General features: G+C 64.5%; 23 protein-coding genes. 12 read left to right on the forward strand and 11 right to left on the reverse strand.

Annotated features, from left to right (window positions below; all coding sequences use genetic code 11):
• The first annotated feature begins 2 nt into the window (after positions 1-2).
• Both B9A11_RS12375 and cysE read left to right on the forward strand, forming a co-directional pair.
• Positions 3-3,938: a baseplate multidomain protein megatron gene (locus tag B9A11_RS12375; protein WP_058248358.1), complete on the forward strand. Its 3,936-nt coding sequence runs from the start codon at positions 3-5 to the stop codon at positions 3,936-3,938.
• A gap of 144 nt (positions 3,939-4,082) precedes the next feature.
• A complete protein-coding gene (gene cysE / locus B9A11_RS12380; RefSeq protein WP_058248359.1) occupies positions 4,083-4,895 on the forward strand; it encodes a serine O-acetyltransferase in 813 nt (270 codons plus the stop codon).
• 73 nt (positions 4,896-4,968) lie between these two features.
• Here the strand turns inward: cysE and B9A11_RS12385 are convergent, their stop codons facing one another.
• From B9A11_RS12385 to B9A11_RS12400, 4 genes are all read right to left on the reverse strand, one after another.
• Positions 4,969-6,273, reverse strand: a complete 1,305-nt coding sequence (locus B9A11_RS12385; protein ID WP_058248360.1) for a pyruvate dehydrogenase complex dihydrolipoamide acetyltransferase — start codon at positions 6,271-6,273, stop codon at positions 4,969-4,971.
• Between the two features lie 82 nt (positions 6,274-6,355).
• Positions 6,356-7,723 carry a pyruvate dehydrogenase complex E1 component subunit beta gene (locus B9A11_RS12390; RefSeq protein ID WP_058248361.1) on the reverse strand — a complete coding sequence of 456 codons (1,368 nt, stop codon included), beginning with the start codon at positions 7,721-7,723 and terminating at the stop codon, positions 6,356-6,358.
• 27 nt (positions 7,724-7,750) lie between these two features.
• Positions 7,751-8,746: a pyruvate dehydrogenase (acetyl-transferring) E1 component subunit alpha gene (gene pdhA, locus B9A11_RS12395; protein WP_058248362.1), complete on the reverse strand. Its 996-nt coding sequence runs from the start codon at positions 8,744-8,746 to the stop codon at positions 7,751-7,753.
• Positions 8,747-8,895: 149 nt separating this feature from the next.
• Positions 8,896-9,198: an FtsB family cell division protein gene (locus B9A11_RS12400; protein ID WP_058248363.1), complete on the reverse strand. Its 303-nt coding sequence runs from the start codon at positions 9,196-9,198 to the stop codon at positions 8,896-8,898.
• Between the two features lie 175 nt (positions 9,199-9,373).
• Here B9A11_RS12400 and B9A11_RS12405 point away from each other — a divergent pair, with 175 nt between their 5' ends.
• Positions 9,374-10,360 (forward strand): alpha/beta hydrolase, encoded by a 987-nt coding sequence (locus tag B9A11_RS12405; protein ID WP_186009214.1) that lies wholly within the window; start codon positions 9,374-9,376, stop codon positions 10,358-10,360.
• Between the two features lie 61 nt (positions 10,361-10,421).
• Here the strand turns inward: B9A11_RS12405 and B9A11_RS12410 are convergent, their stop codons facing one another.
• On the reverse strand, positions 10,422-11,609 hold the full coding sequence (locus tag B9A11_RS12410; protein ID WP_058248364.1) for a phosphoglycerate kinase: 1,188 nt from the start codon (positions 11,607-11,609) through the stop codon (positions 10,422-10,424).
• A 122-nt stretch (positions 11,610-11,731) separates the two neighbouring features.
• On the opposite strand from B9A11_RS12410, the gene B9A11_RS12415 reads away from it, so the two are divergent.
• The 3 genes from B9A11_RS12415 to B9A11_RS12425 all read left to right on the forward strand — a co-directional run bounded on the left by B9A11_RS12415 (position 11,732) and on the right by B9A11_RS12425 (position 13,926).
• Entirely contained in the window at positions 11,732-12,241 is a 510-nt protein-coding gene (locus tag B9A11_RS12415; RefSeq protein WP_058248365.1) for a peptidylprolyl isomerase, read from the forward strand.
• A complete protein-coding gene (locus tag B9A11_RS12420; RefSeq protein ID WP_058248366.1) occupies positions 12,234-12,794 on the forward strand; it encodes a peptidylprolyl isomerase in 561 nt (186 codons plus the stop codon). The genes B9A11_RS12415 and B9A11_RS12420 overlap by 8 nt, the downstream gene beginning before the upstream one ends.
• Before the next feature lie 175 nt (positions 12,795-12,969).
• A complete protein-coding gene (locus B9A11_RS12425) occupies positions 12,970-13,926 on the forward strand; it encodes a DUF3179 domain-containing protein (protein ID WP_058248367.1) in 957 nt (318 codons plus the stop codon).
• Positions 13,927-13,935: 9 nt separating this feature from the next.
• On the opposite strand, the gene B9A11_RS12430 is transcribed toward B9A11_RS12425, so the two are convergent.
• Positions 13,936-14,829, reverse strand: coding sequence for a GNAT family N-acetyltransferase (locus tag B9A11_RS12430; protein ID WP_234988823.1), 894 nt, complete (start codon positions 14,827-14,829; stop codon positions 13,936-13,938).
• Between the two features lie 47 nt (positions 14,830-14,876).
• On the opposite strand from B9A11_RS12430, the gene B9A11_RS21630 reads away from it, so the two are divergent.
• The gene (locus tag B9A11_RS21630) at positions 14,877-15,026 is read left to right on the forward strand and encodes a hypothetical protein (RefSeq protein WP_186009215.1); all 150 of its coding nucleotides are present in this window, start codon (positions 14,877-14,879) and stop codon (positions 15,024-15,026) included.
• A 59-nt stretch (positions 15,027-15,085) separates the two neighbouring features.
• Here B9A11_RS21630 and tyrS read toward each other — a convergent pair whose 3' ends face one another.
• Positions 15,086-16,336, reverse strand: a complete 1,251-nt coding sequence (gene tyrS, locus B9A11_RS12435; protein WP_058248368.1) for a tyrosine--tRNA ligase — start codon at positions 16,334-16,336, stop codon at positions 15,086-15,088.
• Between the two features lie 61 nt (positions 16,337-16,397).
• Here tyrS and B9A11_RS12440 point away from each other — a divergent pair, with 61 nt between their 5' ends.
• Entirely contained in the window at positions 16,398-17,492 is a 1,095-nt protein-coding gene (locus B9A11_RS12440) for an anhydro-N-acetylmuramic acid kinase (RefSeq protein ID WP_058248369.1), read from the forward strand.
• A gap of 169 nt (positions 17,493-17,661) precedes the next feature.
• Here B9A11_RS12440 and moaA read toward each other — a convergent pair whose 3' ends face one another.
• Positions 17,662-18,669, reverse strand: coding sequence for a GTP 3',8-cyclase MoaA (moaA, locus tag B9A11_RS12445; RefSeq protein ID WP_058248370.1), 1,008 nt, complete (start codon positions 18,667-18,669; stop codon positions 17,662-17,664).
• Between the two features lie 112 nt (positions 18,670-18,781).
• On the opposite strand from moaA, the gene B9A11_RS12450 reads away from it, so the two are divergent.
• Positions 18,782-19,276, forward strand: a complete 495-nt coding sequence (locus B9A11_RS12450; protein ID WP_058248371.1) for a hypothetical protein — start codon at positions 18,782-18,784, stop codon at positions 19,274-19,276.
• 3 nt (positions 19,277-19,279) lie between these two features.
• On the opposite strand, the gene B9A11_RS12455 is transcribed toward B9A11_RS12450, so the two are convergent.
• Genes B9A11_RS12455 through glmU form a run of 3 tightly spaced genes read right to left on the reverse strand, consistent with a single transcriptional unit; the run spans position 19,280 to position 23,161 of the window.
• The gene (locus tag B9A11_RS12455; RefSeq protein WP_058248372.1) at positions 19,280-19,957 is read right to left on the reverse strand and encodes a DNA alkylation repair protein; all 678 of its coding nucleotides are present in this window, start codon (positions 19,955-19,957) and stop codon (positions 19,280-19,282) included.
• 6 nt (positions 19,958-19,963) lie between these two features.
• Positions 19,964-21,781: a glutamine--fructose-6-phosphate transaminase (isomerizing) gene (gene glmS, locus B9A11_RS12460; RefSeq protein ID WP_058248373.1), complete on the reverse strand. Its 1,818-nt coding sequence runs from the start codon at positions 21,779-21,781 to the stop codon at positions 19,964-19,966.
• A gap of 33 nt (positions 21,782-21,814) precedes the next feature.
• Entirely contained in the window at positions 21,815-23,161 is a 1,347-nt protein-coding gene (gene glmU, locus B9A11_RS12465; protein WP_058248505.1) for a bifunctional UDP-N-acetylglucosamine diphosphorylase/glucosamine-1-phosphate N-acetyltransferase GlmU, read from the reverse strand.
• A 110-nt stretch (positions 23,162-23,271) separates the two neighbouring features.
• Here glmU and B9A11_RS12470 point away from each other — a divergent pair, with 110 nt between their 5' ends.
• From B9A11_RS12470 to B9A11_RS12480, 3 genes are all read left to right on the forward strand, one after another.
• A complete protein-coding gene (locus tag B9A11_RS12470) occupies positions 23,272-23,931 on the forward strand; it encodes an HAD-IA family hydrolase (RefSeq protein WP_058248374.1) in 660 nt (219 codons plus the stop codon).
• A gap of 91 nt (positions 23,932-24,022) precedes the next feature.
• Positions 24,023-25,216 (forward strand): DegT/DnrJ/EryC1/StrS family aminotransferase, encoded by a 1,194-nt coding sequence (locus tag B9A11_RS12475; protein WP_058248375.1) that lies wholly within the window; start codon positions 24,023-24,025, stop codon positions 25,214-25,216.
• 104 nt (positions 25,217-25,320) lie between these two features.
• The gene (locus tag B9A11_RS12480) at positions 25,321-25,974 is read left to right on the forward strand and encodes an SH3 domain-containing protein (protein ID WP_058248376.1); all 654 of its coding nucleotides are present in this window, start codon (positions 25,321-25,323) and stop codon (positions 25,972-25,974) included.
• The last annotated feature ends 94 nt before the right edge of the window (positions 25,975-26,068 follow it).

Here is a 26,068-nt window from a genome sequence, read left to right on the forward strand (position 1 = left end):
TCATGGCGACGATCCTTTTCTCCGCCGCAGGTGCAGCGATTGGCAGTTCGATTGGCGGGTCCGTTCTGGGCCTGTCGATGACCGCCGTGGGCCGGTTCATCGGCGCAACCTTTGGCCGCAGGCTTGATCAGCGGTTGATGGGACAAGGGTCCGAGGCGGTGGAAACCGGGCGCGTTGACCGCTTTCGCTTGATCGGCGCGGGCGAGGGCGCGCCCATCGCGCAGGTCTATGGCCGGATGCGCGTTGGCGGCCACGTGATCTGGGCGACCGAGTTCCTAGAGCACGTCAAGACGTCGGGCGGCGGCGGCAAGGGAGCGCCCTCGCGGCCCGAGGTACGCGAGTATTCCTATTCGATCAGCCTCGCCATTGCCCTGTGCGAAGGCGAGATCACCGCCGTCAATCGCGTCTGGGCGGACGGGGCGGAAATCCCCGTCAGCGATCTGAACATGCGCGTCTACCCCGGCTCGATGGACCAGCAACCCGACCCCAAGATCGAAGCGGTCGAAGGCACGGGCCTTGTCCCCGCCTATCGCGGCACCGCCTATGTGGTGCTCGAAGACCTCTCGCTCGGGCAGTTCGGCAACCGCGTGCCGCAGTTCAGCTTTGAGGTCACCCGTCCCGAGATGTCGGCGGCGGACGATGTGCCTTTGGCGGTGCGGGGCGTTGCGATGATCCCCGGCACGGGCGAATACGCGCTGGCGACCGAGCCGGTCTACATGTCCTATGCTGCTGGCGACGATCAGATTTTCGGCGTGGGGCCGGGGGGCAACGCGGTGGCGAACGTGCATTCGCCGTCCGAACAGCCTGATTTCAACACTTCGCTCACGCAGCTGGTGGACGAGGCGCCCAATTGCGGCGCGGCGTCCCTGGTGGTCAGCTGGTTCGGCGATGATCTGCGCTGCGATGCCTGCACGATCCGCCCCAAGGTCGAACAGACCGAGTTCGAGGCCACCAACATGGCGTGGTCGGTCAGCGGCCTGACCCGCGATCAAGCGCAGGTGGTGCCGTTGGAAAATGGACGCCCGGTCTATGGCGGCACGCCCACGGATGTGTCTGTGATCCAGGCGATCCAGCGGATGCAAGCGAATGGGCTTGCGGTGATGTATTACCCGTTTATCCTGATGGATCAGATGGATAACAACGGTTTGACCGATCCGTGGAGCGGTTCTGCCGACCAGCCCAAGCTGCCTTGGCGCGGGCGCATCACGCTTGGCACCGCGCCGGGGCGCGATGGCTCGACCGATGGGACCGCTGCCGCCGATGCCGAGGTCGCCACCTTCATCGGCACCGCCACCGCCAGCGATTTCGCGATCTCGGGCCAAGAGATCACCTATAGCGGCCCGGACGAGTGGTCCTACAGCCGCTTTATCCTGCACCAAGCGGCGCTGTGCGCGGCGGCGGGCGGGGTCGACAGCTTTTGCATCGGCTCGGAAATGCGCGGGCTGACGCAGATCCGCGGGGCGAACGGCTTTCCCGCCGTGGCGGCCCTGCGCGCGCTGGCGGCTGAATGCCGCGCTCTGCTTGGGCCGACCGTCAAGATCGGCTACGCGGCGGATTGGTCCGAGTATTTCGGCTATCACCCGCAGGACGGCTCTGGCGATCTGTACTTCCACCTCGATCCGCTCTGGGCCGACGCCAACATCGACTTTATCGGCATCGACAACTACATGCCGCTGTCCGATTGGCGCGATGGCGACGACCACGCCGATGCCGAATGGGGCGCGATTTACAACCTCGATTACCTGCGCGCCAATATCGAAGGCGGCGAGGGCTATGACTGGTATTACTCCTCCCCCGAGGCCCGCGACGCCCAACGCCGCGCGCCCATCCAAGACGGTGCCTACAACGAGCCGTGGGTCTGGCGCTATAAGGACATCCGCAACTGGTGGGGCAATTACCACCACGAGCGCCGCGCCGGCGTCCGCGAAGACACGCCCACCGATTGGACCCCGCAATCCAAGCCCATCTGGTTCACCGAACTGGGCTGCGCGGCCATGGACAAGGGCACCAACCAACCCAACAAGTTCCTCGATCCCAAAAGCTCGGAGTCGCAAACGCCGCATTATTCCAATGGCTTGCGTGATGAGCTGATCCAGCGCGAATACCTGCGCGCGATGATGGGCTATTGGTCCGAGGACACCCATAACCCCACATCAGAGGTCTACGGCGCGCCGATGCTGGACATGTCGCGGGCCTTTGTCTGGGCGTGGGATGCGCGCCCCTATCCGTGGTTCCCCGCGAACGAAGACCTGTGGTCCGATGGCGCGAATTACCGCCGGGGGCATTGGCTGAATGGGCGTATCTCGGGGCGGTCTCTGGCCTCGGTCGTGCAGGAAATCTGCGGGCGCGTGGGCCTGACCCGGATCGACACCAGCGGGCTGCATGGCTTTGTGCGCGGCTACGTGGTGCCTCAAGTCGGGGACGCGCGGCAGGCGCTTCAGCCGCTTATGCTGGCCTATGGTTTTGACGCGATCGAGCGCGATGGCCTTTTGGTCTTTCGGATGCGCAACGGCCAGCGGGCGACGGACCTGACGCTCGATGCTATCGCCATCAGCGATGAGATCGACGGCGCGATCAGCGAAACCCGCGCCAGCGAGGCCGAACAGGCGGGGCGCGTGCGTGTGCGCTTTGTCATGGCCGACGCCGATCACCAGGTGGCGTCCGAAGAAACGGTCCTGCCCGATGAGCAGACCCACGCCGTGGCCGAAACCGAACTGGCGCTGGCGCTGACCCGTGGCGAAGGCCGCCTGACCGCCGAGCGCTGGCTCGCCGAAGGGCGCGTGGCCCGCGACACCATGCGCTTTGCGCTGCCGCCCTCGCAGATGGCGCTGGGGGCGGGCGACATCGTGCGTGTGCCGTCGAAATCCGGCGACACGCTGGCGCGGATCGACCGCGTCGAAGTGATGGAGCAGCAGATCATCGACGCCGTGCGCATCGAACCTGACGTCTACACCGCCTCGGAGGCCAGCGAAGACAGCGTCGCCCTGCGGCCCTTTATCCCCGCCGTGCCGGTGACGCCGTTCTTTATGGACCTGCCGCTGATGACCGGGGACGAGGTTGAACACGCGCCGCATCTGGCGTTGACCGCGACGCCTTGGCCCGGATCGGTCGCCGTTTATGACGCGGCGCAGGACAGCAATTATGCGCTCAACAGCCTGCACGCGGCGAAATCGGTGATCGGCGTGACGGAAACGCCGATGCTGGCGGCGCCCCACGGGGTGATCGACCGGGGCGCGCCCTTGCAGGTGCGCCTTGCCAGCGGGACGTTGCAGTCGCTGCCGGATGCGGATTTCCTTGGCGGAGGCAACCTCATGGCGATTGGCGACGGCTCGCCCGGCGGGTGGGAGCTGTTCCAGTTCCGCGATGTGCAATTGCTCGAGGACGGGCGCTGGCTGTTGTCGCACCGGCTGCGCGGGCAGGCGGGGACCGACGGGCAAATCCTGCCGGTCTGGCCCGCGGGGATGTACGTGGTCTTGCTGGACGGCAGCGCGGCGCAGATTGACATGCCCGCCACGCAGCGGCGCGTCAACCGGCATTACCGCATTGGACCTGCGCGCCGGCCCTATGACGACCCCAGCTATGTGCACCAAGAGCACGCCTTTGACGGCAACGGCCTCCGGCCCTACAGCCCGGCGCATCTGCGCGCGCAGGACGCGGGCGGAGATCTGTCGGTCGCGTGGATCCGGCGCACCCGCATCGACGGCGATTCGTGGGACAGCTACGAGGTGCCGCTCGCCGAGGACCAAGAGGCCTATCTGGTGCGTGTCCAGCAGGGCGAAACGGTCATCCGCGAGGTGCAGACCAGCACACCCGATTGGACTTACACTGCCGCGCAGCAAAGCAGCGATGGCCTTACCGGGGCCTTTGACATCGCCGTGGCGCAAATCTCTGGTCGCTATGGGCCGGGGCCATTTGCCCGCGTGACCTGCGGAGCCTGAGCCCGCCGCGATCAAAACAGCCGGATGCCTCTTCCCGAGGTGTCCGGTTTTTTGCATTTTTACACGTGATTAAAGTCATCACGGATTTGCGTTTTGGCATGAATGCACTATCTGCTAACCTCATCCCGTCAAAGGAGGGAACCGATGGCAGAAACGCGCGCAAAACTGGCGAAAGTCGATCCCGTCTGGGACCGCATCATGCGAGAGGCACAGGATGCCGTCGAGGCCGAACCGCTGCTTGGCGGGATGGTGCATTACTCGATCCTGCACCATCCGACGATCGAACGGGCGCTGAGCTATCGCATTTCGCTCAAGCTGGCCAATGGCGAGATGTCAGAACAGATCATCCGCGAAATCTGTGACGAGGCCTATGGCGCGGACCCTGAACTGGCGAGTGCCGCGCGCGCCGATATCACCGCCACCTATGACCGCGATCCGGCCTGCCACCGCTATCTGCAACCCCTGTTGTTTTTCAAAGGCTTCCAGGCGATCCAAGCCTATCGTGTAGCGCATTGGCTGTGGACCCAGGGGCGCACCGATCTGGCCTATTTCTTTCAGATGCGCACGTCGGAAATGTTCGGGATCGACATTCACCCCGCCGCCAGGATCGGCAAGGGGATTATGATCGACCACGCCCATGCCATCGTGATCGGCGAGACGGCGGTGGTCGGCAACAACGTGTCGATGCTGCATTCCGTGACGCTGGGCGGGACCGGCAAAGAGGACGAGGACCGTCACCCCAAGATCGGCGATGGCGTCTTGATCGGGGCCGGGGCCAAGGTCTTGGGCAACATCAAGATCGGGCATTGCTCGCGCATTGCGGCTGGGTCGGTGGTTTTGAAAGAAGTGCCGCCCTGCACAACCGTCGCCGGGGTGCCGGCCAAGATCGTGGGTGAGGCGGGCTGCGATCAGCCCTCGGTCGAGATGGATCAGATTTTGCGGTCAGAAGGGCTGTAAGCCCCTCTCAGAACAAAGTAAAAGCGCGCCGCGGATCGTCCCGGGCGCGCTTTTTTCATGTCTGGCGAAGGGGTTAGGCCAGCATTGCCAGCGGGTTTTTGAGGTTGTCCACGATCGCGCCCAGCAGTTCCGCGCCAAGAGCGCCATCAATCACCCGGTGATCGACGCTCAGGGTCATGGACATGACCGTCGCCACGCCAAGATTGCCATCAGCATCCACCACCGGTTTCTTGACGCCAGCCCCAACGGCGAGGATCGCGCCATGGGGCGGGTTGATGACCGCGTCGAAATTTTCGATCCCGAACATCCCGAGGTTGGAAATGGCAAAGCTGCCGCCTTGGTATTCCTCGGGGGAAAGCTTGCGGTCGCGGGCGCGGGTCGCGAGGTCTTTCATTTCCGCCGACAGGGCCGAGAGCGATTTGTGATGCGCGTCTTTCAGGACCGGCGTGAACAGCCCGCCTTCGATGGCGACAGCCACGGCCACATCCGAGGGCGTCAGCTGCAAGATGCGGTCCCCGGCCCAGACGGCATTGGCGGCGGGCACCTGTTGCAGGGCGTTGGCGCAGGCCTTGATGATGAAATCATTGACCGAAAGTTTGACGCCGCGCCCTTCGAGTTGCTTGTTGAGCTGCGCGCGGAAGGCCATGAGCGCATCCAGCTGCACCGAGCGGCGCAGGTAGAAATGTGGGATGGTCTGCTTGGCCTCGGTGAGGCGGGCGGCGATGGTCTTGCGCATCCCGTCGAGCGGGATTTCGCGGTACTCGCGGTTTGCGTAGAGCTTGGCGATGGCCCCCGGCTGGACGGCAGGGGCTGGCGCTGTGGCCTGCGCTTGCGTTGCGGGAGCCGCTTGCGGGGCTGCGGGCGCAGGGGCGGCGGCGGGGGCAGAGGCCCCTTCGACGTCGGCCTTGACGATGCGGCCACGCGGGCCAGAGCCGGTGATCTGGCCAAGGTCCAGACCTTTCTGTTCGGCAATCCGGCGGGCGAGCGGCGAGGCAAAGATGCGACCGCCGTCCTTGACCGGGGCAGGGGGGGCGGCCTTATCGGAGCCCCTTGCAGGGGCCGCCTCTGCGGCCGCGGGGGCCTCGGCCTGCGGCGCGGTGGCCCCGGCGCTCGCCGTGATGTCATCGGCGCTTTCACCGTCTTCCAGCAGGATGGCGATGGGGGTGTTCACCTTGACGTCTGCGGTGCCCTCAAGGATCAGGATCTTGCCGATGGTGCCTTCGTCCACGGCTTCGAATTCCATGGTCGCCTTGTCGGTTTCGATCTCGGCGATGATGTCGCCGGACTGGACGCTGTCGCCCTCGGACACCAGCCATTTGGCCAGCGTGCCTTCTTCCATGGTGGGCGAGAGCGCGGGCATGAGGATTTCTGTGGGCATCGGGAAAGCTCCTGTCGGAGGTCTGGTGTGTGGTGTGGGCGATGGGGGCACTGCACGCCCCCATCCGTTTGGTCCCAAGGGGTTAGCGGTAGGTGACCTTTTTCACCGCGTCGATCACATCCTGGGGCGTGACCAGCGCGTGTTTCTCAAGGTTGGCCGCATAGGGCATAGGCACGTCTTTGCCGGTGACGTTGATCACCGGGGCGTCGAGCCAGTCAAAGGCCTGTTCCATCAGCACCGCCGAGATGTGGTTGCCGATCGACGCCGTGGGGAAGCCCTCTTCGACGGTCACGCAGCGGTTGGTTTTCTGCACGCTTGCGATGATCGTGGCGGTGTCCATGGGACGCAGGGTACGCAGGTCGATGACCTCGGCGCTGATGCCCTCTTTGGCGAGTTCCTCTGCGGCCTTCAGCGTGTGGCTCATGCCGATCCCAAAGGAGACGAGCGTGACGTCCGTGCCCTCTTGCCAGATGCGCGCCTTGCCGAAGGGGACGGTGAAATCGTCTATCACCGGCACGTCAAAGCTGCGCCCGTAGAGGATCTCATTCTCGAGGAAAATCACCGGGTTGGGGTCGCGGATGGCGGTTTTCAGCAAGCCTTTGGCGTCGGACGCCGAGTAGGGCATGACGACCTTGAGGCCGGGAATATGCGCGTACCACGCCGCGTAATCCTGGCTGTGCTGCGCGCCGACGCGGGCCGCCGCGCCGTTGGGGCCACGGAAGACGATGGGGCAGCCCATTTGCCCGCCGGACATATAAAGGGTCTTCGCCGCCGAGTTGATGATCTGGTCAATCGCCTGCATGGCAAAGTTGAAGGTCATGAACTCGACCACCGGGCGCAGACCGCCAAAGGCCGCGCCGACCGCGATGCCGGTAAAGCCATGCTCGGTGATCGGCGTGTCGATCACCCGCTTGGAGCCGAATTCGTCCAGCAGCCCTTGCGAGATCTTGTAGGCGCCTTGGTACTCGCCCACCTCTTCGCCCATGAGGAACACCTCGGGCGTCGCTCGCATTTCCTCGGCCATGGCGTCGCGCAACGCCTCGCGGACGGTCTGGGATTTGACCTTGGTGCCCTCGGGCCAGTCAGGTTCCGCCGTGACGGTGGGTTCGGGGTGCTGAATCGCCGCCGCCGGGGCGCTTTCCGAGGTCAGGGTCTTGTCCGCCGGGACCGGCGCGCTGGCGCTGTCGGGGGTGGCGTCCAAGGCCTCTCCCTCTTCGACCAATACCGCTATGGGTGTGTTGACCTTGACGCTTTCGGTGCCCTCGGGGATCAGGATCTGGCCGATGATGCCTTCATCGACCGCTTCGAATTCCATCGTCGCCTTGTCGGTTTCGATTTCCGCAATGATGTCGCCAGAGGTGACGGTGTCGCCCTCTTTGACCAGCCATTTCGCCAGCGTGCCTTCCTCCATGGTGGGGGACAGGGCGGGCATCAGGACTTGGGTCGCCATCGGTGTTTCTCCTTATATCCTGATAAGTTACGCGTCGGCGTAAATGTCGGTCCACAGCTCGCTGAGGTCCGGTTCCGGGCTCTCGCGAGAGAAATCAGCCGCCTCCGAGACGATGGCTTTGATTTCCTTGTCGATGGCTTTGAGATCATCCTCGGTGGCGTGTTTGCCTTGCAGCAGCAGGTCACGCACGTGTTCGATGGGGTCGCGTTCCTCGCGCATTTTCTGCACCTCTTCGCGGGTGCGATACTTGGCCGGGTCCGACATCGAGTGGCCGCGATAACGGTAGGTCTTCACCTCCAGGATGTAGGGGCCTTTGCCCGCGCGGCAGTGTTTGACCGCCTTTTGACCAGCCTCGCGCACCGCCAGAACGTCCATGCCGTCGACCACCTCGCCGGGGATGCCAAAGGCCTCGCCGCGGGTGTGCAAATCAGGGGTCGAGGTCGACCGCACTTGCGCCGTGCCCATGGCGTACTGGTTGTTTTCAATGACAAAAATCACCGGAAGCTGCCAGAGCGCCGCCATGTTGAAGGTCTCGTAAACCTGACCTTGGTTCGCCGCGCCATCGCCAAAATAGGTAAAGGTCACGCGGTCGGTGCCCTTGTACTTGTCGGAGAACGCCAGACCCGCGCCCAGCGGCACCTGCGCGCCAACGATGCCGTGTCCGCCGTAGAAATGCTTTTCGCGGCTGAACATGTGCATCGAGCCGCCCTTGCCCTTGGAGTAGCCGCCCTCGCGGCCGGTCAGTTCGGCCATGACGCCCTTGGGGTCCATGCCGCAGGCCAGCATATGGCCGTGATCGCGGTAAGAGGTGATGCGCTTGTCGCCCTCATCGGCGGCGGATTCCAGCCCCACCACAACCGCCTCTTGCCCGATATAAAGGTGGCAAAAGCCGCCGATCAGACCCATGCCATACAGCTGGCCGGCCTTTTCTTCGAACCGCCGGATCAGCAGCATATCGCGGTACCAGGTCTTGAGCTCTTCGGCCGAGACATTCGGCTTGGTCGCGGATTTACGCGGGGCCATGGCCTCTCCTCCCTTGGTATTGTTTAGCGTTGAACTTGTTTTTTGAAAGCGTACTCCGCCCCCGCGCAGGCGTAAAGCCCGCGCAACAATCTTTCGTTTCAAAGATGTGAAGGATTGATTACTTCCGCGTCAAATCGCGCCAGATCGAGTCAGTTCACCACGATTTCGTCGCTGCGCACCATGCCAAGCACGTCGCGCACTTGCTGATCGAGCAGGTCAATGTCCAGATAGTCGTCGGACATGCGGCTGGTGAGATTTTCCATCCGGCCCACTTCGGCGCGCAAGGCGGCCAGCTCGCGTTCCAGCTTTTGGCTTTCCACGACAATCTCGGCGCGGCGGAACAGGCCGAAATCCCCCTGCACGGCGGCAAAGGTGAAATAGGCCGTCAGGCTGAGCGTGACGGTGAAAAAGATCAAAACCCCGATAGAGGGGCGCGCGGAACGGGTTGTCATACTGGTCTGCCTCGGCATCTCTTTGGTGGATGCGTTTCGCTAGCTTGCCTCAGCCAAAGCCCGCTTGAAAGCCCCGATCCAGCCCGCCGAAAATCCCGCGCCAAACCGTTGCATTCCTGCCAGCGCATCTGGCGTTTTTCCGCAGCGCGGGTATCGTGCGGGCATGACTCGCGTTTTGCTTTTTCTTTGTGTCCTGACCCTGTCGGCCTGCGCGCCGCGCGGGGCAGTTTTGCTGCTGCGCGACGTGCCCTTGGGCGCGGAATCTGTCCGCTCGGTCTTTATCGCCACCAACCGCCACCCCGCGCGCGAAAACGAGGACGCGATGTTCCGCCAGCAATTCGGCCAGACCCGTGACCCGGCCTTGCGCTTTGCCCGGATCGACATCTCGATCCCGCCCGCGCATGTTCCCGGCAAGATCGAGTGGCCCCGCCAAGCGCCTGATCCGGCACGGCACTTCCTAGCCCGAGGCGAGGCGCGCTATGCCGATGCCGCCGCCTTTCTGGCCGATCTGAACGCGCAAGGGACGCGCGATGAGGTTGTCCTGTTTGTCCATGGCTACAACGTCAACAACGCCGAAGCGGTCTATCGCCTCGCGCAGATCGCCCATGATTTCGACGCCAAGGTGCCGGTGATCGCCTATTCGTGGCCCTCGGCGGGGGATGCGCGCGGCTATGTCTACGACCGCGACAGCGTGATTTTCTCGCGCGATGGGCTCGAAGATCTGCTGGTGACGCTGACGGGGGACGGCCAGCGGGTGTTGGTTGTGGCGCATTCCATGGGCAGCCAACTGGTGATGGAAACGCTGCGCCAGCTGTCGATTTCCGGCAAGGGGCAGGTGCTGGGGCGGCTGTCCGGCGTGGCGCTGATCAGCCCGGACATCGACAGTGACGTCTTTGTCCAGCAGGCGAGGCGGATTGCGCCCTTTCCCCAGCCCTTTGCCTTGGTCACCTCGGCGCAGGATCACATCCTTGATCTGTCGGCGCGGCTGACGGGCAAGCCCGCACGGCTGGGCCAGATCCGCAACACAGAGGCGCTGGACGGTCTGCCGGTGGACCTGATCGACCTGTCGGAGATCGAAGGCGGCGACCGGGGCGGGCATTCCACCGCCTTTACCGCGCCCGCCGCCATCAGCTTGCTGCGCAGTCTGGACCAAGACCTTTAGGCACGAAAAAGCGCCCGAAGCCTTGCGGGGTCTCGGGCGCTTTGTGCATTATTACAAGGGGTTAACCCAGGGCGGCGACGCCCGGCAGTTCCTTGCCTTCCATCCACTCCAGAAACGCGCCCCCGGCGGTGGAGATGTAGGAAAAGTCCGACGCAGCGCCCGCCTTGTTCAGCGCCGCAACCGTGTCGCCGCCGCCTGCGACCGACACCAGCTGACCGGCTTCGCTGCGCTCGGCGGCGTATTTCGCCGCGGCATTGGTGGCGGTGTCAAAGGGGGCGATTTCGAACGCGCCCAGCGGGCCGTTCCAGATCAGCGTCTTGGCCTTTTCAATGGCCTGCTTGACGGTCTCGACCGCCTTGGGGCCCGCATCAAGGATCATCGCATCGGCGGGGCAGGCGTCTGCCGCGACGGTCTCATTCTCTGCGTTTTCCTTGAACTCGCGGGCGACAACCACGTCGGCGGGCAGGATGATCTCGCAGCCAGCGGCCTCGGCTTTGGTCAGGATCTCGCGCGCGGTGTCGGCCATCTCGTGCTCGCACAGCGATTTGCCCACGTCGATGCCTTGAGCGGCGAGGAAGGTGTTGGCCATGCCGCCGCCGATCACCAGCATGTCGACCTTGGCCACGAGGTTGCCCAGCAGGTCCAGCTTGGTCGAGACCTTGGCCCCGCCCACAACCGCCAGCACCGGACGTTCGGGCGTGCCAAGCGCGTTTTCCAGCGCCGAAAGTTCCGCCTGCATCAGGCGGCCCGCGCAAGAGGGCAGCAGATGCGCGAGGCCTTCGGTCGAGGCGTGGGCGCGGTGCGCCGCCGAGAAGGCATCGTTGCAGTAGATATCCCCCAAAGCGGCCATTTGCTTGGCCAGTTCGGGGTCGTTTTTCTCTTCACCGGCGTGAAAGCGGGTATTTTCCAGCAGGGCGATCTGGTTCTCGCCAAGCGCGTCGATCACCGCCGCCGCTGCCGGGCCGACGCAATCGGCGGCAAAGACCACCTGCGCGCCAAGGGTCTCTTCGAGCGCGGGGATCAGCGGCTTCAAAGACATGTCCTCGCGGCGCTCGCCCTTGGGGCGGCCAAAGTGCGCCAGCAGCACCGGCTTGCCGCCGCGCGCCAGAATATCCTGGACGGTGGCGGCGATGCGCTCGATCCGGGTGGCGTCGGTGACTTTGCCGTCTTCGACCGGCACGTTGATATCGACCCGCGTCAGCACGCGCTTGCCGCTAAGGTCCATCTCGTCGAGGGTTTTCCAGGCCATGTTTAGACTCCCATGCGTGGTTAACCCTTGACTGCCCTGTTAACGCTGTGAGGTCAACGGCGTCTTGGCAATAGCGCCCGCGCGCACTATCAAGTCGCAAAGGTTAATTCACGGAGGCGACAATGGCCGAGATTAAAGATCCCGAAAACACCATCCTGATGGAACTCAAAGGCGGCACCGTCACCATCGAGCTGCTGCCGGATGTAGCGCCCGAGCACACCGCCCGCATGAAAGAGCTGGCGCGCGCAGGCAAATACGACGGTGTGGTGTTCCACCGCGTGATCGACGGTTTCATGGCGCAGACCGGCGACGTCGAGCACGGCAACGCTGATAGCGACAGCTTTAACATGCGCCGCGCGGGCACGGGTGGCTCTGAGTTGCCGGACCTGCCGGCGGAATTCTCCAAGCTGCCGCATGACCGGGGCACGCTGGGCGCTGCGCGTTCGCAGAACCGGAACTCGGCCAACTCGCAGTTCTTCATCAACTTCAAGGACAACTCCTTCCTGAACGGGCAGTACACCGTTTATGGCCGCGTCATCGACGGGATGGAGCATGTGGACGCGATCGTGCGCGGCGAGCCGCCTGCGAACCCGGACAAGATGATTTCCGTCAAGGTTGCGGCAGATGCGTAAGCTGGCTTTGGTCCTGTCTGTGCTGGCGTCTCCGGCGCTGGCGACGGGGATCGACATCACCGTGGCGGGGCCGGACGGCGACAAGGGCGTGATCAAGATCGACCTGCTTGAGGACATCGCGCCCAAGCACGTCGAACAGATCACTGGGCTTGCTGCTGAGGGCGCCTATGACGGCGTGGTCTTCCACCGGGTGATCGACGGCTTCATGGCGCAGACCGGCGACGTGCAGTTCGGCAATGTGGACGGCGAGACGTTTTCCATGCGCATGGCGGGCATGGGCGGCTCTGACCGCTCGGACATTGTGGCGGAATTCTCGGACGTGCCGTTTGATCGTGGCGTGGTGGGCATGGCCCGCTCGCAAAGCCCGGATTCGGCGAACTCGCAGTTCTTTATCATGTTTGAGCCGGGGCATTTCCTGAACGGGCAATACACCGTTGTGGGCCGCGTGACCGAAGGCATGGAGATCGTGGACGGCATCAAGCGCGGCGAAGGCCGCAATGGTGAGGTTTACGGCGAGCCGGACCGCATGTCCAAGGTGGTCGTCACCGAATAAAGCGAAGGCGGGCTGATCCAAAGGGCTTGCTGCGCAAGTCCGGAGGCCTCAGCCCCCCTCCTGTCCTCCCCCCGTCACCCCGGGGGGAGGGACCTTGCCTGTCTCGCGCGCCGGATCTGGGGCGGGCTGTGCAGACGGGCTGTTTTGCGGCATCATGGGGCGAGGAGGATCGCCCATGTTGCGCGTGTTGATGTTTTGGCTGTGTATGGCTGTGCCTGCAATGGCGGACCCGAGCTTTTGGAAGTTCGAGTGGCCGCAGACGGATTTTTCCATAACTACAGTTGAGAATTGGGCGCAGATCATTTCTGGCGGGCCGGGCAAGGATGGTATCCCTGCGCTGAGTGATCCGCAGGTGATCGGGGTGGCCGAGGCCCAGGGGATTGGCGATCTGGAGCCGGTGATCGCGGTGGAGATCGAGGGCGCTGCGCCGCGCGCTTACCCCATTCGCTACCTGATGTGGCATGAGATCGTGAACGATGTGGTGGGTGGGCGGCCCATCGCGGTGACCTTTTGTCCGCTGTGTAACTCTGCGGTGACCTTTGATCGGCGGGTGGGCGGCGACGTGCTGAGCTTTGGCGTCACGGGCAAGTTACGGTTTTCCGACATGGTGATGTACGACCGCGAGACCCAGAGCTGGTGGCAGCAGGCGGTGGGGCAGGGGATCGTTGGCGCGCAGACCGGCGTGCAGCTGGCGGTATTGCCCTCGTGGATGGAGAGTTGGGCGGCGTTCAAGGCGCGCAACCCCGAGGGCGAGGTCATGGCGGAACCGGCGTGGAGCCGTCCCTATGGCAGCAACCCGTACCGCAGATACGACACCTCGCAGCGGCCGTTTTTGTACAGTGGCGCGCCGCCGCCGCATGGGATCGCGCCGCTCGCGCGGGTGGTGCGCGTGGGGGAGCGGGCTTGGCCTTTGGAGCGGTTGCGGCAGGCGGAGCGCATCGAAGAGGGCGGCGTGGTCTTGGAATGGGCGCGGGGGCAGGCGTCGGCCTTGGACGCTGGGCAGATCAGCGCCGGGCGCGATGTGGGCAATGTGCGGGTGCGGGCCGAGGGGCGCGACGTGGCCCATGACGTGATGTTCGCCTTTGCCTTTGATGCGTTCTGGCCGGATGGCGTTTGGATGCTTGGCGAGTGAACCGTGTGATTAGGCGGCGAGGGCGGCGGGCAGGCGGCGGGCAATGGGGGCCAGCGCGCCTAGGTGCAGCCATGTGCCACCCAAGCGTTGCGCCTCTGCGCCCGTGCCCAGCTTGAAATGTGCCAGACCGGGGGCGTCCTGCTGGTTGATGGTGCCAAGGTCGAGATGGCTGTGACCCTGATCCGCGAGCCACGTCATCGCCGTCCAGAGCAGCGCGTTCATGGCGTTTAGCTTGCGCCCCTCGGCGTTCGAATGGCCGATCTGCCACGTCGCCATGGGGCCGTGCCGCAGGATCAAGGCCGAGGCCACGGGGGCACCGCCATGTCGCGCCTCGAACACCACGGCCTTGCCGGGATTGCGCGCGGCGAAGGCGGCGGAGAAGGCAGGAGGCAGGCCGCGATAGCGTTTCGCGCGGGCTTGCACGGCCTCTTGGCTCAGGATCGGATGCTGCGCGGTCAAGGCATGGCGGGTGATGCGCAAGCTGCTAGCCTCTGCTCGGTTCAGGCGATTGCGCCATTTCTGCTGTAGGCGCGCGCGCATGGTGGTGCTGTCGGCCAAGGGCACCATGGCGAGGGTTGCAGGGGTCACCAGCGGCCAGAACCCAGCGGCGCGCAAAGCGTCATGCCCCAAGCCTTCGGCATTCAGCAACATGGGCCGGCGGTCATGCCAATGTTGCCAGCGGTCCAGCCAGTCGGTCACATCCGCAGGGTCGCGCGCCACCGGCCCGCGCGAGACAAGATCGACCCGCCCAAGCCAGCCCAGACGCCGCGATTGCACCTGCCAGATCAGCTGCGCCTGACCGCTACATTCGCGTTTACACAGGCGAATGGGCACCTCCATCGCCTCGCAGGCGCGGGCGAATTCAGGAGACTGGGGCAGGGGCAGCAACAGCGACTCGGACATGACCCAGATTAAGGACCTAGAAAGTTTCTGTGTGGTTAACTGCCCACATGAAACATGATTCGCTGCGCCGATCCGCGCCCCGCGCCGTCTCTGTCACCGCCACCCGGCCACGGCCCACCGCCGCTGCAGCCCTGCTGCTGGCAACCGTGCTTAGCCTGCCTTTGCTGGCGGCGACGTTGGTGTCATTGCTGCTGTGAAACGCAAAACGCCCCAAGCGCGGGACTTGGGGCGTCGTGAATTGCACTGAAACTGGCGCTTAGTCGGCCAGCTTTATCAGCGCGTGCCGTTTCTTGCCCGCGCTCAGCTTGATCGGGCTTGCCAAGGCGTCGGCATCCAGCACCAGACCCGCGTTGGTCAGCGGTTCGTCGTCCATGCGTGCGCCATTCTCGGCGATCAGGCGCTTGGCTTCCTTGCCGGTTTTGGCCAGACCGGAGCGGACAATCGCCTGCACGATGGACAGCCCGTCGCCCAGCTCTTCGCGGCTCAGCTCCAAGGTCGGCAGGTCGTCGCCCACGCCACCCTTTTCAAAGACCTCACGCGCGGTCGCCTCTGCCGCCGCCGCCGCCTCTGCGCCGTGGCACAGCGTCGTCACCTCGTTCGCCAGAACGATCTTGGCGTCGTTGATCTCGGACCCTTGCAGCGCGCCCAGACGCTCACATTCCTCGACCGGCAGCTCTGTATAGAGCTTGAGGAACCGGCCCACATCGGCATCCGTCGTGTTGCGCCAGAACTGCCAGAATTCGTAGGGCGCGCACATATCGGCGTTCAGCCACACCGCGCCATTCTGGGATTTGCCCATCTTCTTGCCGTCGCTGGTGGTCAGCAAAGGCGAGGTCAGCCCGTAAATCTCGTGGTCCAAGACGCGGCGGGTCAGGTCGATCCCGTTGACGATATTGCCCCACTGGTCCGAGCCGCCCATCTGCAACAAACAGCCATAGCGGCGGTTCAGCTCAAGGAAATCATAGGCTTGCAGGATCATGTAGTTGAATTCGAGAAAGCTCAGCGACTGCTCGCGGTCCAGCCGCGATTTCACCGATTCAAACGACAGCATCCGGTTGACGCTGAAATGCCGCCCGATGTCGCGGAGGAATTCGAGGTAGTTCAGCCCGTCCAGCCACTCGGCGTTGTTCAGCATCAGCGCAGGCGTCTCACCTTCGTAATCCAGGTACTTGGCAAACACCTGCTTGATGCCGCTGATGTTGTCATCGATCTGATCGGCGGTCAGCAGCGGGCGCTCATCGGCGCGAAAGGACGGATCGCCCACCTTGGTCGTGCCCCCACCCATCAGGGTGATCGGCTGGTGGCCGGTCTTTTGCAGCCAGCGCAGCATCATGATCTGGATCAGCGAGCCCACGTGCAGCGACTTTGCCGTGGCGTCAAAACCGATATACCCCGGCACCACGCCCGCGCTCAGCGCTTCGTCCAGCGCCTGATAATCGGTGCAATCGGCCAGGTAGCCGCGCTCGATCATCACACGCATGAAGTCCGATTTGGGATGGTAGGTCATGGGGTCACCTCTTTATATAGCGCGGGCACGTATAAGCACGAGTGGGGCTGAGGGAAAGAGCATGTTGCAGGCAAAGGCGATCTGGGCGCTTGGCGCCATGTCCGGCACGTCGCTGGACGGGGTGGATGCGGCGATGATCCGCACCGATGGCGAAACGATTTTCGAATTCGGCCCGTCCGACTATCGGCCCTACACGCAGGATGAGCGCGCCACCTTGCGCGCCGCTCTGGGGCGCTGGCCGGGCGACGATCTGGACGCCGCTTTGCAGGTCACCCAAGACAGCCACATCGCGCTGCTCTCGCAGTTCCAAGGCGCTGAGATCATTGGCTTTCACGGCCAGACGCTGGCCCATGACCCGCGCGGTCGCGGCACGCATCAGCTGGGCGACGGCGACGCCTTGGCCGAAGCCCTGAACACCCCCGTGGTCTGGGACTTCCGCAGCACCGATGTGGATTTGGGCGGGCAGGGCGCGCCGCTCGCGCCGTTTTACCACTTCGCCTGCGCCAAATACATCGGCGCGACCCAGCCCATCGCCTTCCTCAACCTCGGCGGCGTCGGCAACCTTACGTGGGTCGACCCGAGCAAAGCCAAACCTCAGGACCCGGGCGCGCTCCTTGCCTTTGACACCGGTCCCGCCAACGCGCCGCTCAACGATCTGGTGGCCGAACGCCTCGGCCTCGACTGCGACAAAGACGGCGCTCTGGCCCGCAAGGGCCGCGTCGAAGAGGGCGCACTCGAACTCTTCCTGGACGAGCCCTTCTTCCGGAAAATGCCCCCCAAGTCCTTGGACCGAGACGACTTTTCTTTGATGCTCGACCTCGTGCGCGAACTGTCTGACGCCGATGCCGCCGCCACCATGACCGCCATGGCCGCCACCGCGGTGATGCAAGGGATGGAGCACTGCCCCAGCCTGCCCACCCGCGTCCTCGTCACCGGCGGAGGCCGCAAGAACCCCGTGATGATGCGTATGCTCTCCGCCAGCCTCGACTGCCCGGTCGAGCCGATCGAAACCACCGGCCTCGACGGCGACATGCTCGAGGCCCAAGCCTTCGCTTACCTCGCCGTCCGCGTCGCCCGCGGCCTGCCCACCTCGGCCCCCAAAACCACCGGTGTCGCTACCCCCATCGGCGGCGGCCGCATCAGCCGCCCCACGTAGCCCCTTGGTTTCTTCTCTTTAAAAAATATCCCGGGGTGTGGGGCAGCGCCCCACCGGGGGTCTGGGGGCGCAGTCCCCAGAAGCAAAAGAGCGCCCAAAGGCGCTCCGTTGGATCACATCAACCCAACCTGTCTCGCTGCGATGTCTGCAAGGCTCCGCCGGTCAGGTCTTATCCACCCGTATGACTCATATGACGCGAGACACGCCCGTCCACCGTCTGGCGGGAATAGTCGAAATCATGGCCCTTGGGCTTCAAACGGATCGCCGCGCGGATCGCCTCTTCCAAGGGCGCATCATCGCCCGGATGGTTGCGCAAGGCCGCGCGCAAATCGGCGTTGTCCTCTTGCCCAAGGCACATAAACAGCTCACCCGTACAGGTCAGCCGGACCCGATTGCAGCTCTCGCAGAAATTATGCGTCAAAGGCGTGATAAAGCCGATCTTCTGCCCCGTCTCCTCCAGTCGCACGTAACGCGCAGGGCCACCGGTACGCTCGGGCAGGTCGGTCACGGTGTAATTCTCGGCCAGCCGCGCGCGCAGATCGCTCAGCTTCCAATACTGGTCCAGGCGGTTCTCATTGCCGATATCGCCCATGGGCATGACCTCGATCCAGGTCAGATCCATATCGCGCTCGGCGCACCATTCCGTCATCCGGAACAGCTCATCTTCGTTAAAGCCCTTCAGCGCCACGGCGTTGATCTTGATTCGCAAGCCCGCCTCTTGCGCCGCATCAATGCCCTTCAGCACCTGCGGCAAACGCCCCCAACGGGTGACATCGGCAAACTTCGCCTCGTCTAGCGTGTCCATCGACACGTTCACCCGCCGCACGCCGGCGTCAAACAACTCGCCCGCGAATTTCGCCAGCTGAGAGCCGTTCGTCGTCAGCGTCAGCTCCTTCAAAGCGCCCGAATCCAGATGCCGCGTCATCGACCGGAAGAACGTCATGATATCACGCCGAACCAAGGGCTCGCCCCCGGTGATCCGCAGCTTTTCCACGCCCAGACCGATAAAGGTCGAACACATGCGGTCCAGCTCTTCGAGCGTCAGCAGCTCTTTTTTCGGCAAGAACGTCATGTTCTCGGACATGCAATAGACGCAGCGGAAATCGCAGCGGTCGGTCACCGAAACCCGAAGATAAGAGATCGGGCGCTGAAAGGGGTCAATCAATGGGGCTGTCATGGCGTAGAACCTAGGCAAGGGCGGCGCGCGGGGCAAGGGCGCACGCGCAATTGTGTCTGGCATCCTGCACAGGTAGGACTACTGTGTCACGCAAGACCAAAGGGGTAGGTAAATGAAAACAGGCTTTGTACTTATCGGCGCGCTCGCGCTTGCGGGTTGTGGAAAGATGCCGTTGGGGCTGGGCAAGCCCGATGCGCCCGCGCCCGCAGCGCAGACCCAAACCCGCCCGCAGGCCCGTCCCGAAGGCGCTGCCGCCCCGGTGCCACAGGCCAATGCGCGCACGGTCGAGCAGTTTGACACCACCACCGCCGCCGAACGGGCAGAGGCCGCCGCCGCCCCCGAACCCGCGGGCGAAACCAAGCTGGGCACCACCGTCGCCAGCCTTGGTGATCCGTCCAAGCCGGGGTTCTGGCTGGAAACGCCGCTGGTCTCCAGCGCCTCGAAGGGGCGGGTTTTCTTTCCCGCGACCGGAAAATCGGCGCAGGTTGACCTGATCCCCATCGACGGGCCAGCCACGGGTGGCAGCCGTCTTTCGCTAGCGGCCATGCGCCTGATCGAGGCACCGCTGACCGACCTGCCGACCATCGAGGTCTTTACCGGCGGCTAACCTTTACAGATACTTGGCGGCTTCCTTGCGGGCAAAGGCCTTGAGCCGCTCGCCATGGGCCGCCAGGAACGCTTTCGCACGCGGCGCGTCATGCTTTGACAGGTCGCGCACCCACCAGGCGATGGCCTTTTGGATGAACCACGCGCGGTCGTCCACGTACTCCCCAGCCCAGCCCAGCACCCGGTCGCGGATCGCCAGATCCGCCTCGGTGGGGTTGTTCAGCTTGGCCCAGGGCAGGGTGATCACCAGCGCCGCGCGGCGGGTCCACATATGCTCGGACGTGGTCCACTCGGCCACGGTGTCGATGCGGGACGGGTCGGCTTGCAACCGCCGCGCCCCCGCCGAACAGACGTGATCGGCAATCGCCCAGCTGTCGAACTGCGGCACCCACGATTGAATCACCGCCCACGCGTCCTCGTCCGGGCGCAGGCGCGCCTGGGTCAGCAGCTTGGCGGCGGCAACGCGCGCCTCAAAGATATCCGTCTGCCACAGCCCATTCGCCAAGGCCACGCGGTCCTCAACCGACAGCGCGCCGCGCCACTCGGTGGTCAGAGCGTTCAGCACCGGGTTGGGCACGCCCAAGTAGACGCGCTTGGCCTTGTGATAGGCGGCGGCCCCTTTGGCGCGAGAGGCATCGCCCCCCGCTTTTAACGCCTCCAGCGCCTGCTCCAGCGTGACCATCGGCGCTTATTCCACCGTCACGGATTTCGCGAGGTTGCGCGGCTGGTCCACGTCGGTGCCCTTGGCGATGGCGGTGTGATAGGCCAACAGCTGCGCGGGCAGGGCGTACAACAAGGGCGTCAGCACCTCGCGGATTTCCGGCATGACAATAGTCTTCCACGCGTCCGCCCCGGCAATGGACGCGCCCGCCGCATCGGTGACCAGAACCACCTTGCCACCGCGCGCCATGACCTCTTGCATGTTGGAAATGGTCTTTTCGAACAGGCTGTCCTTGGGGGCCATGACCACCACCGGCACGCTTTGGTCGATCAAGGCGATGGGGCCGTGTTTCAGCTCGCCCGAGGCATAGGCTTCGGCGTGGATGTAGCTGATTTCCTTGAGTTTCAGCGCGCCTTCCAAAGCCAGCGGGTACATCAGGCCACGGCCAAGGAAGAGGATATCGCGCGCCTCGGCCAGCTCATGGGCGGTGTCGCGGATGTCATCGCCCCGGCCAAGCGCCGCGTTGAAGGTGCCGGGCAGGGCGCGCAGCGAGGCCAGCACGTCCTGGAGTTGATCCTCGGTCATGCGGCCCCGGTCCACGGCGGCTTTCAAAGCCAAGACCAGCAGGACGGTCAACTGGCAGGTGAACGCCTTGGTGGAGGCCACGCCAATCTCGGTCCCGGCGTGGATCGGCAGGGCCAGATCGCTTTCGCGCGCAATCGAGCTTTCGGGGACGTTGACCACCGACAGGATACGCTCCGCCTTGCCCGCGCAATAGCGCAACGCCGCCAGCGTATCGGCGGTCTCACCCGATTGGCTGACAAACAGCGCGGTGGTGCCCGGCGTGATCGGCGGCTCGCGGTAGCGGAATTCGGACGCGATATCGACCTCGACCGGCAGACCGGCGAGCTGTTCGAACCAGTATTTCGCCGTGAAACAGGCGTAATAGGCGGTGCCGCAAGCGACCATGGTCAGGCGGTCGACCTTGGCAAAGTCCACGCCGGGATCGGGCAGGGCGATGCCCGTTTCGGTCAGATATGCGGACAAAGCGGCCGACAGCACGGTGGGCTGCTCGGCGATTTCCTTGGCCATGAAGTGCTTGTAGCCGTCTTTGTCGACGCGGGCGGCGTCCATCTTGATGGTGCGCTTTTCGCGGTTGACCAGACGGCCCGCCTCGTCGCGGATTTCCACGCCAGCGCGGGTCAGCACGGCGCGGTCACCTTCCTCCAGATAGGTGATCTGGTCGGTCATGGGGGCCAGCGCGATGGCATCCGAGCCGACGAACATCTCGCCGTTCCCGTGGCCAATCGCCAGCGGAGAGCCCTTGCGCGCCGCCACCATCAGATCGCCTTCGCCGTCGAACAGGAACGCCAGCGCAAAGGCCCCGTCCAGCCGGTCAACCGTCGCCATCGCCGCCTCAACCGGGGCCATGCCCTCGTTCAGGTGCTTTTGCGTCAAGAGAGCGACGGTTTCGGTGTCGGTCTCGGTCTGCGCGGTCAGGCCGGCCTCGGCCAGCTCAAGGCGCAGTTCCTTGTAGTTCTCGATAATGCCGTTGTGCACCACGGCCACGGGGCCCGCCTGATGCGGGTGGGCGTTGGTGGCGGACGGCCCGCCATGGGTTGCCCAGCGGGTGTGGCCGATGCCCGATTTCCCGGCCAGAGGCTCATGGACCAAAAGGTCGGACAGGTTCACCAGCTTGCCCACGGCGCGGCGGCGATCCAGCACGCCGTCGTTGATGGTGGCGATGCCCGCCGAGTCATAGCCGCGATACTCGAGGCGCTTGAGCCCCTCGACCAGCATCGGTGCCACTTCGTGGCTGCCGAGGATACCGATAATTCCGCACATCTTGAAAAATCCCTGTGAAACGTCTGCTCTGAATTACTTTTGCTGCTTGGCCTTGCGGGCGCGCAGCATGTCGAAAAGCTTGGTGGCAAGGCCCGGTTTGATGACCTGTTCAGGGCGCGAAACCGCCAGCGCGCCGTCCGGCACGTCCTTGGTGATGGTCGAGCCCGACCCGGTCATCGCGCCGTTGCCGATGGTGACGGGGGCCACCAGCATCGTGTCCGACCCGATAAAGGCGTTGGCCCCGATGGTGGTGCGATGCTTGAACACGCCGTCATAGTTGCAGGTGATGGTGCCCGCGCCGATGTTGGTGGCTTTGCCGATGTCGGCGTCGCCGATGTAGGTCAGGTGGTTGGCCTTGACCCCTTCGGCGAGGACCGCGTTCTTGACCTCGACAAAGTTGCCCACGTGCACATGCTCGCCCAGCTCTGCGCCGGGGCGCAGGCGCGCGTAGGGGCCAACAATGGCGCCGCGGCTGACATGCGCGCCCTCAAGGTGGCTGAACGCCCGGATGCGCGCGCCGCTTTCAACGGTGACTTCGGGGCCAAAGACCACGTTCTGCTCGATTTCCGTGTCGCGCCCGATGACCGTGTCCCACGCAAGGAACACCGTGTCCGGCGCGGCCAGCGTCACGCCCAGATCCAGCAGCTCGGCGCGCGCCTTGGCCTGGAATTCGGCCTCGGCGGCGGCGAGGTCCTTGCGCGAATTCACGCCCATGGTCTCGGCCTCGTCGCAGCGGACCACCGTGGCGGACAGGCCCTTGGCGCGCGCGATCCCGACGATGTCGGTCAGGTAATACTCGCCGCTGGCGTTGTCGTTGCCCACCGCGCCGACCAGCTCGAACAGCGTTTTGGCATCGGCGGCCACCACGCCAGAGTTGCACAGGGTGATGGCGCGCTCGGCCTCGGTGGCGTCCTTATACTCGACGATCCGGTCCAGCGTGTCGCCATCCGTCACGAGGCGGCCATAGCGCGCAGGATCGCTGGCCTCAAAGCCCAGCACCACCACGTCATGCTGGGTGCGGGCGTCGCGGATCGCCTCTAGCGTGGCGTCGCTGATAAAGGGCGTGTCCCCGTACAAAACAATCGCATCGCCATCGAACCCGTTCAAAGCCGGGGCGGCCTGCGCCACCGCATGGGCGGTGCCCAGCTGCTCGGACTGGATGACAACCTGCACCTCGGGATCATAGTCGTGGGCAGAGGCCTCGACCTGCGCCGCCTCATGGCCCGCCACAACCACCGTCCGTTCCGGGGCCAGCGCGCCACCCGCCCGCAGCGCGTGCCACAGCATCGGCGCATGGGCGATCTTGTGCAGAACCTTGGGCAAGTCGCTTTCCATCCGCGTGCCTTTGCCAGCGGCCAGAACGATCAGGGCAATACTCATCTCAAAATCCGATTTGTCTTTCACTAACCGCCCTTTTATCTCCTGTATCTGTCGGGGCAAGCCGTGACTGGTCACGCGACGTTTCTGGATGTGACAAAAAGGGGGCCGCCATGCGCTGCGTAATATTCGATCTCGACGGCACGCTGGCCGACACCAGCGGCGATCTGCTGGCCGCCGCCAATATCTGCTTCGAAGGTATGGGCGAGGACGTGCGCCTGACGCAGGATGACGCCGGGATCGCCCTGCGCGGCGGGCGCGCCATGCTGACCGCGGGCCTCAAGCGGGCCAACGCCTACACCGAAGAGCGCGTGCTGAAATGGTATCCTACCCTGCTAGAGGCCTACGGGGGCAACATCGCCACCCACACGCGCCTCTACCCCGGCGCGCTCGAGGCGGTCGAACAGCTGCGCCGCGACGGCTACGCCGTGGGCATCGCCACCAACAAACCGCAAGGGCTGGCCGAAGCGCTCTTGCGCGAACTGGGCGTGCGCGACCTCTTCGCCTCGATGATCGGCGCCGACACCCTGCCGGTCAAGAAACCTGACCCCGCGCACTTCTGGGCCGCCGTCGATCAGGCCGGGGGCAACCGCGACCGCGCGCTGCTGGTGGGCGATTCCGACACCGACCGCAACACCGCCGCCAACGCCGGCGCGCCCTCGATCCTCGTCACCTTTGCCCCTCCCGGCCAGGCCGTCCGCGACCTGAACCCCGAAGGCACCATCGACCACTTCGACGACCTCCCCGCCGAGGTCCGCCGCCTCATTGGCTAACCCTTCGCCCTTCTTCTCTTTGAAAATATCCCGGGGGGAATGCCCAACGGGCAGGGGGGCAGCGCCCCCAACCGCGCAACGGTGAAAACGAATGACCGACAAATTCCAAGGCAATTTCACCCAACAAGAGCCCATCCCCGAGGAGGCCATCACCGCCGCCCTCGAGGTGCTCCGCCATGGCCGCCTGCACCGCTACAACACCGCCCCCGGCGAGCTGTCGCAAACGGCCCTGCTGGAACAGGACTTCGCCAAACTCACCGGGGCGAAATTCGCGCTGTCGGTGGCCTCGGGCGGCTACGCTTTGGCCTGCGCCCTGCGTGCGCTGAACGTCCAGCCCGGTGACAAAGTGCTCACCAACGCCTTTACCCTTGCGCCGGTGCCGGGGGCCATCGCCAGCCTCGGCGCGCAGCCGATCTTTGTCGATGTCACCGAAACCCTGACCATCGACCTCGACGATCTGGAACGCAAACTCCCGCTGGCCCGCGTCCTTATGCTCTCGCACATGCGCGGCCATCTGTGTGACATGGACCGGCTGATCGCCCTCTGCGCCGCCCATAATGTCCAAATCATCGAGGATTGCGCCCACACCATGGGGGCCACGTGGAACGGGCAGCAATCCGGCCGCCAAGGCGTCATCGGCTGCTACTCGACCCAGACCTACAAGCACGTCAATTCGGGCGAGGGCGGGTTCCTGATCACCGACGACGCCGAAATCGCCGCCCGCGCGATCATGCTGTCCGGGTCCTATATGCTGTACGAACGGCACCTCGCCGCCCCCGGCCCAGAGGTCTTTGAGCAGATCAAATACGACATGCCCAACGTCTCGGGGCGGATGGACAACCTGCGCGCGGCGATCCTGCGCCCGCAACTGGCCGCCCTGCCAGAGCAGATCAAGCGCTGGAACGACCGCTACCGCGTGGTGGAAAATGGCCTGCGCAGCACCCCCGGCCTGACGGTGATCGACCGCGACGCGCGCGAAAACTACGTCGGATCGTCGATCCAATTCCTGCTGCTGGACTGGCCCTCGCCCAAGGTGCAGGCGGTGCTGGACCGCTGCGCCGCCGCCGGGGTGGAGCTGAAATGGTTCGGCGGGGCCGAGCCCAGCGGCTTTACCTCGCGCTACGACAGCTGGCGCTACGCCCCGGCGCAAAGCCTGCCGCAAAGCGACCGCATCCTTGCGGGGCTGCTCGATATGCGCCTGCCGCTGACCTTTACCCTTGAGGACTGCGCGCAAATCGCCCGGATCATCCGCACCGAGGTCAGCGCGGTCTTTCAGGAGGCCTAATTCTGCAATCGCGGGTTTCCGCGCATCCCCGGCGCAGGCTCGGAACGAAACCGCGCGCCCCCCTGTTTGTCCTGCATCTGGAGACACGAACAGGAGCAATCCACATGTTTACGCGTACCATCAGCGCCGCAACGGCCATCGCCCTTATCACCGCCACCACTGCGTCCGCGGCGGGCACCGCCTTTGCCACAACCGACCTGAACCTGCGCGCAGGTCCCGGCCCGCAGTTCGAAATCATCGACGTGATCGACAGCCAAGACGCCACCACCGTCGAAAGCTGCGTCGTCGAAACCAACTGGTGCAAGGTCAGCTATGACGGCACCGAAGGCTGGGCCTTTGGCGATTACCTGACCGGCCAGCTGGAAACGCCCGTCCCGGTCTACCTGCCCGAAAGCACCATCGAGGTGCAGACCATCACCTATAACGAGGCGAACGAAGGCAACGCCGTTGCCGGGGCTGTCGCGGGTGGGGCCATTGCGGCCGCGGCCTTGGGCGGTCCGCTGGCGATCATCGGCGGCGTGATGCTGGGCGCGGGGACCGGGGCCAATATCGACCCCGAACAGACCACCGTGACCTACATCCGCGAGAATCCCATCGACCCGGTCTTTGCCGATGGTGAGGTCGTCGTGGGCGCAAAACTCCAAGGCGAGGCGCCCTTGGTCGCGGTGCCGGACAGCCCGTACTCTTACGTCAATCTGAACAACACCTACGCTTTGGTAGAGCCCGCATCGGGCGAGATTGTCTATATCCTGCGATAACTTAGCGCGCTTTCTTCAACGGTTAACCAGTGCAGCGGCCCCTATCGTCTCGGGGGCCGTTTTTCTTTGCCTACGCAAAACCCATTGACCAATC

The organism is Tropicibacter naphthalenivorans (assembly GCF_900176475.1).
Classification (GTDB): Bacteria; Pseudomonadota; Alphaproteobacteria; order Rhodobacterales; family Rhodobacteraceae; genus Tropicibacter; species Tropicibacter naphthalenivorans.